The sequence below is a fragment of the Frateuria edaphi genome (assembly GCF_021117405.1).
Classification (GTDB): domain Bacteria; phylum Pseudomonadota; class Gammaproteobacteria; order Xanthomonadales; family Rhodanobacteraceae; genus Frateuria_A; species Frateuria_A edaphi.
This window is the reverse complement of record NZ_CP088251.1, coordinates 1,595,971-1,613,282: the sequence shown is the minus strand read 5'-3', so window position 1 is coordinate 1,613,282 and position 17,312 is coordinate 1,595,971. Positions and strand designations below refer to the sequence as shown.

Below are 17,312 nucleotides of genomic sequence, written 5' to 3'. Positions count from 1 at the left end.
GGCCCTTTCACCGGGGCGCTCTCTCCAACGGAGTGGCGCCGAAGCAACCCCACGCCTGCCGGGAGCCTCGAACACCATGCTGAGCCTTTTGCTGATGGCCTCGATGGCAGCCGCCCCGAACGTCCCCGAATCCGCATGGCGCGACGGTTTCGACTGGCACGGCGTGCACGTGTCGATGCAGAAAAGCGACAAGGGTAGCTACGTGCTCGGATGGCCGACCGGCCAGCGCGTGATTCCCGCGCCCCCGCTCGAGGCCGCCACCGGCAGCAGCCTGTTCGACGGCCTTTACGCAATGGCCCAGGACGACCTCAAGCGGGACTCGGTGGAGGCCATCCGCGACGGTGCCTTCGACCACGGCCAGCCGATCCCCTGCGTGTGCTTCGAGACGGGCGAGAAATGGCCCTACGTGTGGACGCGCGATCTCTCGTACGCGATCGACCTGGGGTTGTGGCGCTTCGATCCCGCACGCTCGCGCAACGGACTGGAGTTCAAGCTGTCCGAGGTGCGCGCGCCGTCGGCGCCGCAAGGGCTGTACGTGATGCAGGACACCGGCTCGGGCGGCAGCTGGCCGATCAGCACCGACCGCATCGTGTGGTTCCTTGGCGCGAAACACCTGCTGGATGACGCCGGCTTCGCCACCCGGGTGCGGCAGGCGCTGGGCGACACGCTGGCGCAGGACCGGCAGTACGCCTTCGACCCGGCGCTCGGGCTCTATCGCGGCGAAACGTCCTTTCTGGACTGGCGCGAGCAGACCTATCCCGTCTGGACGGCGGACAACGTGGTGTTCATCGCCCAGTCTTTCGCGCTTTCCACCAATGTCCTGCACTACCAGGCGCTCGAGCTGGCGGCCGACCTTGCCGATCGGCATGGCGACCCGCACGCGGCCGACTACCGCGCCCAGGCCGGGGCGCTGAAGACTGCGATCAACACGCATTTCTGGCGCGGCGACCGCGGCCTCTACATGAGCTACCTCGGTGGCGACGGCCTTCCGGTGGAGGCCTACGACCTGCTCGGCCTGTCGCTGGCGATCACCAGCGGCGTGGCCGATCCGGCGCGCGCACGCCAGGCGCTGGCCAACTACCCGACCTGGCCCTCGGGCAGCCCGGTGATCTGGCCCGAGCGCGCCGACCAGCCGATCTACCACAACCGCGCGATCTGGCCCTTCGTCAGCGCCTATGCGCTGCGTGCGGCGCGGGCGGTCGACGATCCGCTGCGCATTGCACACGAAATCCGCTCGGTCATCCGTGGCGCGGCGCTCGCCGGTTCCAACATGGAAAACTACGAGCTCGCGACCCAGGGCGTCCACGTCGACGATGGCCCGCTGAGCGGCCCGGTCGTCAATTCGCCGCGCCAGTTGTGGTCGGTGGCCGGTTTCCTGGACGTGGCGATCGAGGGGGTGTTCGGACTGACCGACGACGGTCGCGTGGAACCCAAATTGCCCGTGTCGCTCGTTCCCATGCTGTTCGGCGAGGCCGACCACATCGACCTGCAACTGCACGACCGCCGCATCACCCTGCGCCGGCCGGCTGCGCTTGATGGCAACCTGCTGGTGGCCGGCTCGACGCAGCAGGACGGTCGCCACACCGTGGTGATGCTCAAGGCGATCAAGGTTCCCGAGCGCCCCTTGCGTACCGACGCACCGCTGTACGCGCCCGCCACGCCGGCGGCGCCCACCGTCGAGGCGGATGGCGACCACTGGCGGGTACGCAGCCCGGGCAAGGGCGTGCTCTACGTCAACGGCCGCCGCCATGGCGAAATCGACGGCAGCACGACGCTCGCGCGCAACACCTCGCTGCAATGCATCCGCGTGACCCGGGTGGACACCCATGGCATCGAATCGCTGCCCAGCCCCGAGGCCTGCCCTGGCGATCGCGCGCACGTCGTCGGCGCGTGGCCGCGCCACTGGACGGCGCCGGCGAGCGGCCGGTACCGCGCCCTGCTGGACTACGCCAACCCGCACGGCCCGATCAACACCGGCATCACCGCGGCGGTGAAATGGCTGTTGGTCGATTGCGGCGACGGCGCGCCGCAGCGCCTGCCGCTGGTGATGCCGCACAGCGACGGCCGCCAGCATTCCACCTGGGGCGAGTTCAGCGCGAAGGCCGGCGCAAGCTGCCGTTTCAGCCTCGAGGGCGGCTTCAACATGAGCTACCTGCGCCACAACGCGCACTACACCGGCGGTGAAGGCGGTGCGTCAGGTCCGCTCAACGAAGCCGATGTCGGCGACCTGCTGATCGCTCCGCTTTGACCATGAATCCTCGTAGGAGCGCACCCCGTGCGCGGTAGCCGTGCTGCCGGTCGCGCACGGGGTGCGCTCCTGCAGAAAACCTTTGCTGACGGAAGCCCCGGATGAGCAACAAACCCACCCTGTCCTTCTGGCAGATCTGGAACATGTGTTTCGGCTTCCTGGGGATCCAGTTCGGCTTCGCCCTGCAGAACGCCAACGCCAGCCGCATCTTCCAGACGCTGGGCGCGGACGTGGCCGACATCCCGATCTTGTGGGTGGCCGCGCCGCTGACCGGCCTGATCGTGCAGCCGATCGTCGGCCACCTGTCCGACCACACCTGGAACCGGCTGGGCCGGCGCCGGCCCTACTTCCTGGTCGGCGCGGTGCTGACCACGCTGGCGCTGTTGTGGATGCCCAACGCGCCTTCCCTCTGGATCGCCGCCGGCCTGCTGTGGATCATGGATGCCTCGATCAATGTGTCGATGGAGCCGTTCCGCGCCTTCGTCGGCGACCAGCTGCCGCCGCGCCAGCGCCCGCTCGGCTATGCCATGCAGAGCTTCTTCATAGGCGTGGGCGCAGTGGTCGCCTCCGCCCTGCCTTGGCTGCTGGCGAAGCTGGGCGTGGCCAACGTCGCCCCCGCCGGCGGCGTCCCCGACACGGTGAAGTACGCCTTCTATGCCGGCGGCGTGGTGCTGCTCGGCGCGGTGCTGTGGACGATCGTCACCAGCCCGGAATACCCGCCGCAGCAGCTCCGTGAGCAGGCCGACGAGGCCCCCACCGAAACGCCGGCCGATACTTCCGGCGCGTGGCGCTTCGGCGCGTTGTTGCTGGCGCTGGGCGTCGCGCTGCTGTTGGCCATTGCGCACTTCGGGTTGGAGAAGGAGCTTTACCTCTTGGGCGCTGGCCTGGCCGTGTTCGGCCTGCTGTTCGTCTGGGTCGCCTTCACCCGCGGCCACGGCATGGCCCAGCAGGTGATGAGCGACCTGTATGCGATGCCCGCGCCGATGCGCCGGTTGGCGTGGGTGCAGTTTTTCTCCTGGTTCGCGCTGTTCGCGATGTGGATCTACACCACCCAGGGCGTCGCGCAGAGTTTCTTCGGCAGCACCGACACGACCAGCGCGGCCTACAACGAAGGCGCGAACTGGGCCGGCGTCCTGTTTGCCGTCTACAACGGCGTGACCGTCCCGGCGGCCCTGCTGATCCCGTGGATGGTGCGCCGCTGGGGCTTGCGCATCAGCCACTTGGTGAACCTGTGCCTGGGCGGCGCCGGGCTGCTGTCGTTCGTGGTGCTGCATGACGCACGCTGGCTCGTCGTCGCGATGATCGGCGTGGGCTTCGCCTGGGCCTCGATCCTGTCGCTGCCCTATGCGCTGCTGTCGGACAACCTGCCTGCGGCGAAGATGGGCGTGTACATGGGCATCTTCAATTTCTTCATCGTCATCCCGCAGCTGCTGGCCGCCAGCGTGCTCGGCCTGCTGCTGAAGACCTTCTTCCACGGCCAGCCGATCTGGGCGCTGGCGCTGGGCGGCGCCAGCCTGATCGTCGCCGGCCTCTGCACGCTGCGCGTGCGCGAGCCCGAAGCTGCACCGCAACCCGTCGCCTCGCCGCTGTAGGTGCCCACGTTCGGGCGATGCCCTCAAGTGCATCGCCCGCCAGCGGGCGCCCGCAGGATTGAATCCTTTGCACAGGGCTTCAGACACATGAAAGTCATATACGCATCCATCGGTCCGGTCCTCACGCTGGTCGTCGGCCTGGCCCAGGCCGCCACGCCGCAGCCGGAGTTCTATGGCACGGCCGCGCCGTTCGCATCCGACGCGATCTACTTCGTGATGACCGATCGTTTCGTCGACGGCGACCGGACCAACGACTACCGCGACCAGGGCGGCGTCCACCCCACCTTCGACATCCCGGTGTCCGGCGCGCCCAGGGGCCAGAGCGCGAACATTGGCTACCTCGGTGGCGATTTCAGGGGTGTGCTGGACAACGCCGGCTACATCCGCGGCATGGGCTTCGGCGCCGTGTGGATCACGCCAATCGTGGACAATCCCGATCAGGCCTTCACCGGCGGCGACCCGGTCTACTGGGGCTCGAAGTTCTCCGACCGCGGCAAGACCGGCTTCCACGGCTACTGGGGCACCAACTTCTACAAGCTCGACGAACACCTGCCGAGCAAGGACCTGGACTTCGCGCAGTTCACCGCCGGCATGCACAAGGCGGGGCTGAAGGTGGTGCAGGACATCGTGCTCAACCACGGCTCGCCCGCGTTCACCATGCCGGTGCGCCAGCCGCAGTTCGGGCAGATCTTCGACGAACACGGCAAGCTGGTTGCCGACGAGCAGAACCTGCCGCCGTGGCAGCTCGATCCGCGCCACAACCCGCTGCACCGCTTCTACCACGCATACGAAGACCTGGCGCAGCTGTCCAACAACGACGAGTCCGACCCGGCGGTGCTGGATTACTTCACGGGCGCGTATCTGAAGTGGATCGGCCAGGGGGCGGACGCTTTCCGCATCGACACCATCAGCCACATGTCGACCAGCTTCTGGAAACAGTTCTCGGCGCGCATCCGCGCGAAGCATCCTGGCTTCTTCATGTACGGCGAGGCGTTCGACTACAGCCCGGACAACATCGGCAAATACACCTGGCCCGAGAACGGTGGTATCAGCCTGCTCGACTTTCCCCAGCAAGCGGCGATCAAGGCCGTGTTCGAGCACCCCGGCAGCGATTACGCGCAGCTGCAGTCGAAGCTTTACCTGACCAACGGGCCGTACGAAAACCCATACGAGCTGGTGACCTTCTACGACAACCACGACATGGCGCGCATGGACGCCAGCGACCGTGGCTTCATCGACGCCAACAACTGGCTGTTCACCACGCGCGGCATCCCGGCCGTGTACTACGGCTCGGAGACCGGCTTCGAGCGCGGCCGCGCCGAGCACCAGGGCAACCGCAACTATTACGGCCAGGGGCGCATCGATGCTGCCGGCAAGAGCCCGATCTATCGACAGCTCAAGCGCATTGCCAACCTGCGCGCGCGCACGCCGGCATTGCAGCGCGGATTGATGCTGGTCGAGCACATGGGCGGCGACCAGGCGGCGTTCTATCGCGTGTACCAGAAGGCAGGCGCGCACCAGATCGCGCTGGTGCTGCTCAACAAGGGCGACAAGGCCGCGCGGTTCCACGTGACGAAATACCTGCAGCCGGGTCGCTGGCAGGCGGCGCTGGGCGGTGCGGCGATCGACGTGTCGGACGGTGCGCTGGATGCGAGCGTCGGGCCGCACGACGTGGCGGTCTATCTGCTCGACGCGCCAGCCACCCGCGCCGACCTCGTCGCCGAACTCACCCGCCTGATGAGCGACAAGGGCCACGCGCATGACTGAGCGTTTCGTAGGGTGGGTTTGGTGGTTGGCCGTGCTGCTGCTTCCCTGCGCCGTGCATGCGCAGGGGCAGAAGCTCGCACTGGATGCCCCGGCCTTCGCGCCCGAGCGCATTCAGGTCACGGTGTATCTCCCGCCGGGCTATGCCCATTCGACCGCACGCTACCCGGTGCTCTACGCCAACGACGGCCAGGACATGCAGGCGGTGGGACTCGAGGCTACGCTGGCCTCGCTGTATCGCGAGAAGGCCATCGAACCGGTCATCGTCGTCGCCATCGACATGCTGCACGACCGCGCCAGTGGCTACGGGCTTTCCGACCGCCAGCGCGGCCAGAGCGTGGTCGGCGGATCGCGGATCGGTGCAATCGGCCTGAAGGCCGCGGACTACTCGGCCTGGGTCGCCACATCGCTGGTGCCCTACATCGATGCGCACTACCGCACGCGCGCCGCTGTCGGGCAGCGCACGGTGATGGGCTGGTCGCTCGGCGCACTCAACGCGTTCAACCTGGGCTGGGAGTATCCGGATGTGTTCGGCAAGGTTGGCGCCATGTCGCCCTCGTTCTGGCTGGCCGGCGATCGCGGCGACGCGGCAGCGGTGCAGCGCAGCCGGCTGGCGCAGGCGATGGTGGATCGGGGACCGAAGCGCGAAGGGTTGAAGTTCTGGTTCGCCGCGGGAACGGCCGAGGAGACCAACGATCGCGACCATGACGGCGTGATCGACGTGATCGACGACCTCAACGACCTGGTGGATGGCTACCAGGGCGACGGCGTGCAGCGCGGTGGCCTGCGCCAGCTCGGCTATTCGACGGTGGGTGCCGATGCCGACGTGACCGTCTTCCTGCTGCGGGGCGGGCACCACCAGCAAGCCTCGTGGGCGAAGATGCTGCCGGTGTTTCTGCGCTGGGCCTTTCCGGTTTCGGCGCGGCCCTGATTTCCCGCGGACCCTGGCCCTCACACCAGCCGCCGCCGCGGCAGGGAGAGTGGGCAGAAACCACGCTTACGGCCGCACGCTCGACTGCCGCACCATCAGCTTTACCGGCAGCATCACGCTTTCGGTCGGCTCCCCGCGGATCATCTTCAGCAGGTTTTCCACCAGCACTTCGCCGGCACTGCGCGTGTCCTGCAGCACGGTGGTGAGCGGCGGGCTGGCGAAGCGCGCCATCGGGATGTCGTCGAAGCCGGCCACGGGCACGTCCGCCGGCACCTTGTAGCCGTGCTCGACCAGGGCGCTCATGGCGCCAAAGGCGATCAGGTCGCTGGCGGCGAACACCGCGTCGAACGCCACGCCCCGGGCGATGAGTTCGGACATGGCCGTGTGCCCGCACAGCTGCGTGCTTTCGGCGTCCACCTGCAAGCTCTCGTCGACCTCCAGCCCCGCCTGCTGCAAGGCCCGGGCATAGCCGCGGTAGCGCTCGAAAAATTCGGGATAGTGGCTTGAGGCATCGCCCAGGAACGCAATCCGTCGGCAACCCTGCCCGATGAAGTGCCGCGCCACCGCCTCGCCGCCGCTGAAGTTGTCGCAGCCGACCGAAACGCCCGGCTGGTCCGACTGCACCGCGCCCCAGCGCACGAAGCGGGTACCGATCGCCACCAGCTTTTCCAGCCGCGCGCGGTAGGCGAGGTAGTCGCCGTAGCCGAGCAGGATGATGCCGTCGGCTTTCTTGCTGTCGGCGTAGTCGGCATGCCAGTCGGTGGAGAACTGCTGGAACGAAATCAGCAGGTCGTAGCCCTGCTGGGCGCAGGCGCGGGTGATCGACCCCAGCATCGAGAGGAAGAACGGGTTGATGTTCGAGCCGTCGGTGGTCGGGTCCTCGAACAACAGCAACGCCAACGTGCCCGAATGCTGCAGGCGCAGGTTCGAGGCGTTCTTGTCGACCTTGTAGCGCAACTGTTCGGCGGCGGCGCGAATGCGCTCGCGGGTTTCCTCGCTGACCAGCGGGCTGCCGCGCAGGGCGCGCGAAACCGTCGCCTGGGAAACCCCCGCCAGGTGGGCGATGTCGATCGACGTCGCTTTGGCCTTGCTCACTGCTGCGGAAACCTCTGGTACGGCCGACTCGGACAACATTACCATCGGGCGGCCGCGGCGTGCCGGCTCGCCATGCATACGTATTCAGCCGGACGGCGACCGCGGCAGCAGCCAGACTCGCACCATTGTCGTCCTGGGGACCTTCGGGGGAAGAACGGATGAGTACGCAGCAGACGCCAGTCGACCTGGCACTGGAACAACGTGCGACGGCACGCATCGTCCTGATCGCCGCCGCAGCGGCGCTGGGTGGCTTTCTCTTCGGGTTCGACACAGCCGTCATCAACGGAGCGGTGGAGGCGATCCGCGGCGGCTTCCAGCTGGACGCGGGACGGATCGGCCTGGCCGTGTCCTGTGCCCTGCTCGGCTCGGCGGCCGGTGCATGGTATGCCGGCACGCTGGCCGACCGCCTGGGCCGCGTGCGTGCCATGCAGGTGGCCGCCCTGCTGCTGGCGGCCAGCGCGATTGGCTCGGGACTGGTCACCGGGATGTGGGACCTGATCCTGTGGCGCGTGGTCGGCGGCATCGGTGTGGGCATGGCTTCGGTGATCGCGCCGACGTACATCGCGGAAGTGTCGCCGGCGCACGTACGCGGACGGCTCGGTTCGCTGCAGCAGCTGGCGATCGTGCTGGGCATCTTCGCCGCGTTGCTGAGCGATGCATGGCTTGCCGCCACCGCCGGCGGCGCCTCGGCGAAACTCTGGTTCGGGCTGGAGGCCTGGCGCTGGATGTTCCTGGTAGCGGTCGTGCCGGCGCTGGTCTACGGCGCACTGGTGCTGGGCGTGCCCGAGTCGCCGCGCCACCTGGTCGCCCGCGGGCGCATCGCCGAAGCGCGCGAAGTACTGCGCCGGGTGCTGGCGATGCGCAGCGACACTGCGCTGGACTACAAGCTGGGCGAGATCGAGCGCAGCCTGAAGATGGAATACCGCCCGCGCGTTCGCGACCTTCGCGGCGCGAGCTTCGGGCTCCTGCCCGTGGTGTGGGTCGGCATCCTGCTGTCAGTGTTCCAGCAGTTCGTCGGCATCAACGTGATCTTCTATTACTCCTCGGCGCTGTGGCATTCGGTCGGCTTCAGCGAGGCCGATTCGTTTTCGATCACGGTGATCACCTCGATCGTCAACGTGCTGGTGACGCTGGTCGCCATCGCGCTGGTCGACAAGGTCGGCCGCAAGCCGCTGCTGGCGATCGGCTCGGCAGGCATGACGGTCACCCTGGCGTTGATGGCCTGGTGCTTCTCGCAGTCGATCGGTGCCGGTGCGAACCTGACCCTCCCGGCGCCATGGAACATGGTTGCGCTGGTCGCGGCCAACGCCTACGTGGTGTTCTTCGGCCTGAGCTGGGGCCCGATGGTGTGGGTGCTGCTGGGCGAGATGTTCCCCAACCGCATCCGCGCCGTCGCGCTGGCGGTGGCGGCCGCGGCGCAGTGGTTGGCGAACTTCCTGATCACCTCGACCTTCCCTGCTCTGGCCGAGATCGGACTGAGCTTCGCCTACGGTCTGTATGCCGCGTTCGCACTGATCTCGCTGCTGTTCGTGGTGTTCGCGGTACGCGAGACCAAGGGCATGGAGCTGGAGGACATGCCTGGCTGACGAAAACCCCGTGCGCGACCGCCCATGCGGGGGTCGCGCACAAGGCGCGCCTGGGCGGGAAATCTCACTTCGGCAGCGCGTAGGCGATCAGCGAATCGCCGATCTTCGTTCCCAGCGACCGGTGACCGCCGGCCATCACCACCACGTACTGCCGTCCCGTGCGCTCGGACACATAGGTCATCGGCGTCGCCTGGCCGCCGGCCGGCAGGCGCGCCTGCCATAGTTTCTTTCCGGTGCGCACATCGTAGGCGCGCAGGTAGGAGTCCAGCGTTCCGCTCAGGAACGCCACGCCACCCGCCGTCACCATCGGCCCGCCCAGGCTCGGTACGCCCAGCGGCAGCGGGATGCCGAACGGCGCCTGGTCTTCGATGGTGCCGTTCCTGTGCATCCAGACCTTCTTCATGGTGGTGAGGTCCACCGCCGCCAGGTAACCCCACGGCGGCGCCTGGCACGGCACGCCAACAGGCGACAGCAAGGGATGCAGGTCGACCGCGAAGGGCGTGCCTTTCATCGGCTGCAGGCCCTGCTCGCTGCCTCCGGCCTGCACCGCCTGCGCCTTCTCGCGCGGGACGAGCCTCGACACGAAGGCCATGTAGCTCGGATTGAGGATCGCCACCTGGCGCACCGGGTCGACCGCGATGCCGCCCCAATCGAAGATGCCGTAGTTGCCGGGATAGATCAGCGATCCCTGCACCGACGGTGGCGTGAAGATGCCCTCGTAGCGGTATTTGCGGAAGGTGATGCGGCAAACCAGCTGGTCGAAGGGCGTGGTGCCCCACATGTCCGCTTCGCGCAGCTTGCGCTCGGGCATGAAGGTGAGCGCCGAGAACGGCTGGGTCGGCGCGACATGGTCGCCCCGGGCGGCCCCCTGCGGCACCGGGCGCTCGGGCGCGGGCACCAGCAGGTGCCCGTCGCGCCGGTCCAGCACGTAGATGTCGCCGCGCTTGGTCGAGGCAACCAGCGCGGGCACCTTGCCTTGGGGCAGATCCAGATCGACCAGCGTAGGCTGGCCGCCAACGTCCATGTCCCACAGGTCGTGGTGCACGGTCTGGTAGGCCCAGCGCGCCTTCCCGGTGGCGATGTCCAGCGCCACGATCGCGCTGCTGTATTTCTCGGCATTGGGGTCGCGGCGGCCGCCCCAGATATCGGGCGTCTGGTTGCCCGTCGGCAGGTACACCAGCCCCAGCTTCTCATCGACGCTGAACACGCTCCACGCATTGGGCGAATTGCGGATGTAGGTCTGGCCTGGCGGCAACGGGTTGGTCTGGCGCGGCTCCGACGGATCGAAATTCCACAACAGGCGGCCGGTATCGATGTCGTAGCCGCGGATCACGCCGGAAGGCTCGTTGGTCGATGCGTTGTCGGTGACGCTGGCGCTGGCAATGAGTACATGCCGCGTCACGGTCGGCGGCGAGGTCGGGTTGAGGAAGCCCGGTTTCTTGACGGGCTGGTCGTTGTACAGGTGGATGACGCCTTCGACGCCGAAATCGCGGCAGGGCTGCCCGTTGTCGGCATTGACCGCCACGATGGTGGCATCCGCGGTGGGGACGAAGATGCGCCGTGGGCAGGTATCGACCTTGATCGCGGTGGGTGCGACCGCGCCCGGCGGCGTGGGAGCCGATGCCGCGGCCGCCACTTTCGGGTCCGCGGCCAGCCCCATCGCCGCGGCCTGCGCGGCATAGGCGCCGGAGTCGTAGTAGGCCACGCCCCGGCAGATCATGTGCTGGTAACCCTTCGCGTGGCGATCGATCTTCGGGTCGAAGCGCCAGATCTCGTGGCCCGTGTCGGGATCCAGCGCGATCACGATGTCATGCGGCGTGCACAGGTACAGCATGCCGTTGGCTTTGAGGGGCGTGACCTCGTTGGCGATCTCCTGCGGATCGCCCGGGCCGGGAAAATCGCCGGTGTGGAACGTCCAGGCCACCTGCAGCTTGTCGACGTTCTGCGGCGTCACCTGCGAGGCAGGCGAGTAGCGGTCGCCGTAGCCGGAGTGCCCATAGGCCGTCCAGTCGCCCGGTTTGGCGAGCGGCGCCGGCGCGCTGCCGGTGGCGTTCATGCGGGCGGCGGCGATCTCGCCCGGATGGTCGTGCGGGGAACGGAACAGCGAGATCACCCCGACCATCAGCGCGAGCGCCACGGTCATGCCTAGCGCCCAGCGTCCGCCACGCAGCGAGCCGTCCGGCACCGCGCGGTGTGCCGCGTCGACGGGACCCAATCGACGGTTGACGAACGGCAACCACAACCACAGCGCCAGGGCGAACCACACGTCCAGCCGGGGCAGCAGTTGCCACCAGTCCAGCCTTACCTCGATCACGGCCCATACCGTGCTTGCCAGCAGCACCAGCGCGTACAGCCACAACGCCAGCGTGCGCCCCAGCACCACCAGCACGCCGGTCGCCACCAGGGCCAATCCGGCGAGCAGGTAATACCAGGAGCCGCCGAGCGCGATCAACCAGATGCCACCGGCGGCGAGCGCCAGGCCCGGGAGCATGAAGACGACGCCAGTGACGAACAGCAGCGGGCCGGAACGCGACAGGCGAGCCAAGGGCTTTCTCCCGGGAGCGCGGCAAAAGCCGCAATGGAAGTCCCGATATAACACCGGCTCCGCCTAGGCTTTGTTGATTAGGGTCGACCGTGTGCGGGCATCCACGAAAAAAGTTCATCAGCGATGGTTTGAGGGAGCCAACCGGCGGGCGATGCCCTTTCTGGCGACACCGGAGCAAGGCATCGCCCCACCAGGTGCGTTTCTACGGGACTTGGGCGCGGGCGTCATGGCCCGTTTCGGACGCGAAAAAAAAGGCCGGCGATGCCGGCCTTGGAATGGCGCCCCCGATACGATTCGAACGTACGACCTTCCCCTTAGGAGGGGGACGCTCTATCCAACTGAGCTACGGGGGCGAGGCGCGGATTCTGGCATGGATGGCCGTGCGGCGCGATTCCCGTGATCGGAACTCCAACCCGCGGAGGCCCGGACACACCGCCTCGCTTTTGTAGGAGCGAACCGGGGCGCGACCGGGACGCACGGCAGTCGCGCACGCGCGCGCTGCTACAGCGAATCCGCCCAAGGGAGCCCCCGGACCCACCCTGCTAGAATGGCCGTTTCGCAATAGTCCGGCGCCCCCACGTCGCCCGACCACAAGGAGTCACGCATGTCCCACGATATTCTCAAGGCGCTCGGCCTGGGCGATTCGCAGTCCGGCACCTACCTCGGCAATGGCGAATGGGCCAAGACAACCGACGCCGGCACGCTCAAGCCGCTGAATCCGGCCACGGGCGAGGTGATCGCCAGCGTGCACGCCTCCAGCGCGGCCGACTACGAGACCATCGTCAAGCGCGCGCAGGATGCCTTCAAGGTCTGGCGCACCACGCCGGCGCCGCAGCGTGGCGAGGCCGTTCGCCTGTGTGGCGAGGCGCTGCGCAAGCACAAGGATGCGCTGGGTTCGCTGGTCGCCCTGGAGATGGGCAAGATCAAGCCCGAGGGCGACGGCGAAGTGCAGGAAATGATCGACATCGCCGACTTCGCGGTCGGCCAGAGCCGCATGCTGCACGGCTACACCATGCATTCGGAGCGCCCCGGCCACCGCATGTACGAGCAGTACCAGCCGCTGGGCCTGGTCGGCATCATCAGCGCGTTCAACTTCCCGGTCGCCGTGTGGGCCTGGAACGCCATGCTGGCTGCCATCTGCGGCGACGTCTGCATCTGGAAGCCCTCGCCCAAGACCCCGCTCTCGGCGGTCGCCACGATGAAGATCTGCAACGAGGCGCTGAAGGCCGGCGGCTTCCCGGACATCTTCTTCCTGTTCAACGACGCCGGCACCGAGCTGTCGCAGGCGTTCGTCGACGACAAGCGCATCCCGCTGATCAGCTTCACCGGTTCGACCAAGGTCGGCCGCATGGTCGGCGAGCGCGTGGCGCGCCGCCTGGGCCGTTCGCTGCTTGAGCTCGGCGGCAACAACGCGATCATCCTGGACGAGAGCGCGGACCTGAAGCTGGCGATCCCGGGCATCGTGTTCGGCGCCGTCGGCACTGCCGGCCAGCGCTGCACGACCACGCGCCGCCTGTTCGTGCACGAGGCGATCTTCGACAACGTGCTGGACACGCTGGTCGGCGCGTACAAGCAGGTCGAGGGCAAGATCGGCGACCCGACCCAAGCCACCACGCTGATGGGACCGCTCAACAGCCCCGAAGCCGTGCAGGGTTACCTGGCCGCGATCGAGAAGGCCAAGGCCGCCGGCGGTACCGTGCGTACCGGCGGTGCAGCGCTGACCGACCGCAAGGGCAACTTCGTGCTGCCGACCATCATCACCGGGGTGAAGAATTCCGACGAGGTGGTGCAGACCGAGACCTTCGCGCCGATCCTCTACGTGATGCCGTTCAAGACGCTCGACGAGGCCATCGAGATGCAGAACGACGTGCCGCAGGGCCTGTCCTCGGCGATCTTCACCAACAACCTGCGCGCGGGCGAACAGTTCCTGTCGTCGGCCGGCTCGGATTGCGGCATCGCCAACGTCAACATCGGTACCTCCGGCGCCGAGATCGGCGGCGCCTTCGGCGGCGAGAAGGAAACCGGCGGCGGTCGCGAATCGGGCTCCGATGCATGGAAGGCCTACATGCGTCGCCAGACCAACACCATCAACTACTCCGACGCGTTGCCGCTGGCGCAGGGCATCAAGTTCACGGTGTAAAAGGTCACCTTCCCCCTGGCCCTGCCGGGGGGAAAAGGTTTGACAGCAACCTTCGCCCACCAGCGGGCCGGGCCCGGGAACGGATGTCATCCCCGCGAAAGCGGGAATCCACCTTCGCTACTTTGGGTTCCAGAGCACAATGGATTCCCGCTTTTGCGGGAAAACGCCGGCGGTCTTACCGTCAAGCCGGCACAACAGCGAGGACCGACGCCATGAACGCACTGCCTCCCGTCCAACGCACCACCAGCGCCATGGCCGTGGTGAGCCTGGTTTCCGGCATCGCCTCCTGGTGCGTGCTGCCGCTGGTCGGCGCGATCGTGGCGGTCGTCTGCGGCCACCTCGCGCGTGGCGAGATCCGCCGCTCGCAGGGCCAGATCGAAGGCGACGGCCTGGCGGTCGTCGGCCTGGTGCTCGGCTACGTGCAGTTGGCTTTCGGCTTCATCGTGCTGCTGTTTGCCATCGCCGCGATCGTGCTGGGCCTGTCGATCGGCTTCGGCGCCTCGCTCTTCCACTGACATGCGCGACAGTGCCTTCGACTTCACCGGCTACCGCGTGCTGGTCGCCGGCGGCAGCAAGGGCATCGGCCGCAGCATCGCGCTGGGTTTTGCCCAGGCCGGCGCGGCGGTGTCGATCTGTGCCCGCGGCGAGCAGGCGCTGGAAGCGACGCGGCAGGAGCTGGCCGCCTTTGGCCACGCCACGCACGCGGCCCGCTGCGACCTTTCCGACGCGCAAGACATCACCACCTACGTCGCCGGTGCTGCCGAAACGCTGGGTGGCATCGACGTGCTGGTCAACAACGCCAGCGGCTACGGTTTCAGCGACGACGACGACAGCTGGGTCCGCGGCTTCGAAGTCGACCTGATGGCCGCCGTGCGCACCTCGCGCGCCGCCCTTCTCCACCTGGAAGCCTCGCCGCACGCCTCGATCCTCCACACCAGCTCCATCGCCGCCTTCCATCCGCGGCGCAACGGTGCGCCCTACGCGGCGGTGAAGGCGGCGCTCAGCCAGTACACCACCTCGCAGGCGCTGGCCCTGGCCGGGAAGCGCATCCGCGTCAACGCCATCGCCCCGGGTTCCATCAAGTTCCCGGACGGCTTGTGGGACCGTCGACGCCACGAAGAACCCGAGACCTACCAGGCCACGCTCGCGAAGATCCCGTTCGGCCGCTTCGGCGCGCCGGAAGAAATCGCCCACGCCGCCCTGTTCCTCGCCTCCCCCTACGCCTCCTGGATCACCGGCCAGACGTTGTGCGTGGACGGTGGCCAGGGCCTCAACGGATAAGCCATGTACGACCACGTCCGCCCGCTGCTGTTCGCGCTCGATGCCGAGACCGCGCACCGTCTCACCCTGTACGCGCTGGGCGTGGCCCACCGCAGCAACCTTGGCCGCTTCGTCGCCAACGCACCGGAAGACCTGCCGGTCACCGCGTTCGGCGTCCGTTTCCCCAATCCGGTGGGACTGGCGGCGGGGCTGGACAAGAATGCCGCGCATATCGACGAGCTGGGAGCGCTGGGTTTCGGCTTCCTCGAGGTCGGCACGGTCACGCCGCGACCGCAGCCGGGCAATCCGAAACCACGCATGTTCCGGCTGCCCGCCCACGAGGCGATCATCAACCGGCTGGGGTTCAACAACGAAGGCGTCGATGCGCTGGTGCGCAACGTGGAGGCGTCCAGCTACCGGGGCGTGCTGGGCATCAACATCGGCAAGAACAAGGACACGCCCAACGAACGCGCGGTCGACGACTACCTGTTTTGCCTCGAACGCGTGTACCGCCACGCCACCTACATCACGGTCAATATTTCCTCGCCCAACACGCAGGGCCTGCGCGACCTGCAGGAAGAGGCCACGCTGCGGCGCTTCATCGAGACGCTGCGCGAGGCGCAGGAGCGATTGGGCAGCCAGTCCGGCGCGCGCAAGCCGATGCTCCTGAAGATCGCGCCCGATCTCGCCGAGGCCGAACTCGACGGCATGGCCGAAGTACTGCGCACCGCCGGCATCGACGGCGTGATCTGCACCAACACCACGATCGACCACAGCGCGGTGGCGGGCGATCCGCACGGGCAGGAGGCGGGTGGCCTCTCCGGCAAGCCGCTGTTTGCCCGCTCGACCGAAGTGCTGCGCGGCATGCGGGCCCGGCTGGGCCCGGGCGTGCCGATCGTCGGCGTCGGCGGCATCCTCGATGGCAGCGACGCGGTGGAGAAGCTCGAGGCCGGCGCAAATCTCGTGCAGGTCTACTCGGGACTGATCTACCGCGGTCCGCGCCTGGTCGCCGAGTGTGTCGATGAAATCCGTCGCCAGCATGGAGCATTCCATGCCGGCTGAGCGCGTCGACATGGGCGGCTACACGCTGATCGAGAACGCGCCGCTGGTCACGCGCAACACGCTGCGCGTGGCAGCTCACGCGCGGCTGCTGGCCGAGGTCCGCGACGCCGCCAAGCTGCCCGAACTGCTGGATTTCCCGGCCGTGCGAAACGGCCCGCTGCTGGTGCTGGGCGAAGGCAGCAACCTGCTGCTCACTAAGGATTTCGACGGCACGGTCATCGCCATGGCCACCCGCGGCGTGCAGGTCGAACAGGACGGCGAGGTCGCGCGCATCGCGGTCGCCGCCGGCGAGCGCTGGGACGACTTCGTGCGGTGGACGCTGGGCCAGGGTTTCGCAGGCCTGGAAAACCTCATCCTGATCCCGGGCACGGTCGGCGCCGCGCCGATCCAGAACATCGGCGCCTACGGCACCGAGGTTGCCGAGTTCATCGAGAGCGTGGAGGCCTGGGACCTCGACGAGCGCCGTGTCGTCTCGCTCGACAACGCCTCCTGTGCCTTCGCCTACCGCAATTCGCTGTTCAAGCGCGAGCCCGGCCGCTACATCGTCACCGCCGTGCGCTTCGCTTTGCGGCGCGCGCACGCCCTGCGGCTCGACTACGCCGGCATCCGCGAGGAGTTGGCCCGCATGGGCGTGGACAAGCCCGCGCCGTTCCACGTGGCCGAAGCGGTGGTGCACCTGCGCACCCGCAAGCTGCCCGACCCCGCCGTGATCGGAAATGCTGGCAGCTTCTTCAAGAATCCGGTCGTCGAGGCCGCGCTGGGCGAATCGCTCAAGCACGAGCATTCGGAACTGGTCGCCTGGCCCGGCAGCGACGGTCGCTGGAAGCTCTCCGCCGCCTGGTTGATCGAAGCGGCGGGCTTCAAGGGTTGCCGCGACGGCGACGCCGGGATCTCCAACCGCCACGCCCTGGTGCTGGTCAACCACGGCCACGCCAGCGGCGCCGAACTCTGGACACTGGCGCAGAAAGTCATCGCGGGTGTCGAGGCGACATTCGGCGTACGGCTGGAGCCAGAGCCTGTCGTCGTTTGAGGCGGTCTTCCACGGAAAACAAAAGGCCACGCAATGCGTGGCCTTTTTGTTGCCTATGG

Annotated in this window: 12 protein-coding genes and 1 tRNA gene; 10 read left to right on the top strand and 3 right to left on the bottom strand. The window is 67.8% G+C overall.

Going from position 1 to position 17,312, the window contains the following annotated elements:
* The first annotated feature begins 76 nt into the window (after positions 1-76).
* The 4 genes from LQ772_RS07695 (at position 77) to LQ772_RS07680 (ending at position 6,535) form a co-directional block, all read left to right on the top strand.
* Entirely contained in the window at positions 77-2,248 is a 2,172-nt protein-coding gene (locus LQ772_RS07695; protein WP_231325479.1) for a glucosidase family protein, read from the top strand.
* A gap of 101 nt (positions 2,249-2,349) precedes the next feature.
* Complete coding sequence (locus LQ772_RS07690; protein WP_231325477.1) at positions 2,350-3,840, top strand: MFS transporter; 1,491 nt, start codon at positions 2,350-2,352, stop codon at positions 3,838-3,840.
* A gap of 87 nt (positions 3,841-3,927) precedes the next feature.
* Positions 3,928-5,607 (top strand): alpha-amylase family glycosyl hydrolase, encoded by a 1,680-nt coding sequence (locus LQ772_RS07685; RefSeq protein ID WP_231325475.1) that lies wholly within the window; start codon positions 3,928-3,930, stop codon positions 5,605-5,607.
* The gene (locus LQ772_RS07680; RefSeq protein WP_231325473.1) at positions 5,600-6,535 is read left to right on the top strand and encodes an alpha/beta hydrolase; all 936 of its coding nucleotides are present in this window, start codon (positions 5,600-5,602) and stop codon (positions 6,533-6,535) included. Before LQ772_RS07685 ends, LQ772_RS07680 begins: the two co-directional genes overlap by 8 nt.
* A gap of 66 nt (positions 6,536-6,601) precedes the next feature.
* On the opposite strand, the gene LQ772_RS07675 is transcribed toward LQ772_RS07680, so the two are convergent.
* Positions 6,602-7,669, bottom strand: a complete 1,068-nt coding sequence (locus tag LQ772_RS07675; RefSeq protein ID WP_231325471.1) for a LacI family DNA-binding transcriptional regulator — start codon at positions 7,667-7,669, stop codon at positions 6,602-6,604.
* A gap of 119 nt (positions 7,670-7,788) precedes the next feature.
* Between LQ772_RS07675 and LQ772_RS07670 the strand changes: the two genes are divergently transcribed.
* Complete coding sequence (locus LQ772_RS07670; protein ID WP_231325469.1) at positions 7,789-9,216, top strand: sugar porter family MFS transporter; 1,428 nt, start codon at positions 7,789-7,791, stop codon at positions 9,214-9,216.
* 64 nt (positions 9,217-9,280) lie between these two features.
* On the opposite strand, the gene LQ772_RS07665 is transcribed toward LQ772_RS07670, so the two are convergent.
* Together LQ772_RS07665 and LQ772_RS07660 are read right to left on the bottom strand one after the other, a co-directional pair.
* Positions 9,281-11,761: a glucose/quinate/shikimate family membrane-bound PQQ-dependent dehydrogenase gene (locus tag LQ772_RS07665; protein WP_231325467.1), complete on the bottom strand. Its 2,481-nt coding sequence runs from the start codon at positions 11,759-11,761 to the stop codon at positions 9,281-9,283.
* 276 nt (positions 11,762-12,037) lie between these two features.
* Positions 12,038-12,114: transfer RNA gene (locus LQ772_RS07660), tRNA-Arg, on the bottom strand.
* 251 nt (positions 12,115-12,365) lie between these two features.
* On the opposite strand from LQ772_RS07660, the gene amaB reads away from it, so the two are divergent.
* From amaB to murB, 5 genes are all read left to right on the top strand, one after another.
* The gene (amaB, locus tag LQ772_RS07655) at positions 12,366-13,901 is read left to right on the top strand and encodes an L-piperidine-6-carboxylate dehydrogenase (protein WP_231325465.1); all 1,536 of its coding nucleotides are present in this window, start codon (positions 12,366-12,368) and stop codon (positions 13,899-13,901) included.
* A gap of 212 nt (positions 13,902-14,113) precedes the next feature.
* A complete protein-coding gene (locus LQ772_RS07650) occupies positions 14,114-14,416 on the top strand; it encodes a DUF4190 domain-containing protein (RefSeq protein ID WP_231325463.1) in 303 nt (100 codons plus the stop codon).
* A gap of 1 nt (position 14,417) precedes the next feature.
* The gene (locus LQ772_RS07645; protein WP_231325462.1) at positions 14,418-15,182 is read left to right on the top strand and encodes an SDR family NAD(P)-dependent oxidoreductase; all 765 of its coding nucleotides are present in this window, start codon (positions 14,418-14,420) and stop codon (positions 15,180-15,182) included.
* A 3-nt stretch (positions 15,183-15,185) separates the two neighbouring features.
* On the top strand, positions 15,186-16,223 hold the full coding sequence (locus tag LQ772_RS07640; RefSeq protein WP_231325460.1) for a quinone-dependent dihydroorotate dehydrogenase: 1,038 nt from the start codon (positions 15,186-15,188) through the stop codon (positions 16,221-16,223).
* Positions 16,224-16,233: 10 nt separating this feature from the next.
* The gene (gene murB, locus LQ772_RS07635; RefSeq protein ID WP_231325965.1) at positions 16,234-17,253 is read left to right on the top strand and encodes a UDP-N-acetylmuramate dehydrogenase; all 1,020 of its coding nucleotides are present in this window, start codon (positions 16,234-16,236) and stop codon (positions 17,251-17,253) included.
* Positions 17,254-17,312: the final 59 nt, after the last annotated feature.

Coding starts and splice junctions, on each gene's coding strand:
- LQ772_RS07680 (WP_231325473.1), top strand. CDS start 5,600: ATGACTGAGCGTTTCGTAGGGTGGGTTTGGTGGTTGGCCGTGCTGCTG.
- amaB (WP_231325465.1), top strand. CDS start 12,366: ATGTCCCACGATATTCTCAAGGCGCTCGGCCTGGGCGATTCGCAGTCC.
- LQ772_RS07685 (WP_231325475.1), top strand. CDS start 3,928: ATGAAAGTCATATACGCATCCATCGGTCCGGTCCTCACGCTGGTCGTC.
- LQ772_RS07675 (WP_231325471.1), bottom strand. CDS start 7,669: ATGTTGTCCGAGTCGGCCGTACCAGAGGTTTCCGCAGCAGTGAGCAAG.
- LQ772_RS07690 (WP_231325477.1), top strand. CDS start 2,350: ATGAGCAACAAACCCACCCTGTCCTTCTGGCAGATCTGGAACATGTGT.
- LQ772_RS07650 (WP_231325463.1), top strand. CDS start 14,114: ATGAACGCACTGCCTCCCGTCCAACGCACCACCAGCGCCATGGCCGTG.
- LQ772_RS07670 (WP_231325469.1), top strand. CDS start 7,789: ATGAGTACGCAGCAGACGCCAGTCGACCTGGCACTGGAACAACGTGCG.
- LQ772_RS07645 (WP_231325462.1), top strand. CDS start 14,418: ATGCGCGACAGTGCCTTCGACTTCACCGGCTACCGCGTGCTGGTCGCC.
- LQ772_RS07640 (WP_231325460.1), top strand. CDS start 15,186: ATGTACGACCACGTCCGCCCGCTGCTGTTCGCGCTCGATGCCGAGACC.
- murB (WP_231325965.1), top strand. CDS start 16,234: ATGGGCGGCTACACGCTGATCGAGAACGCGCCGCTGGTCACGCGCAAC.
- LQ772_RS07695 (WP_231325479.1), top strand. CDS start 77: ATGCTGAGCCTTTTGCTGATGGCCTCGATGGCAGCCGCCCCGAACGTC.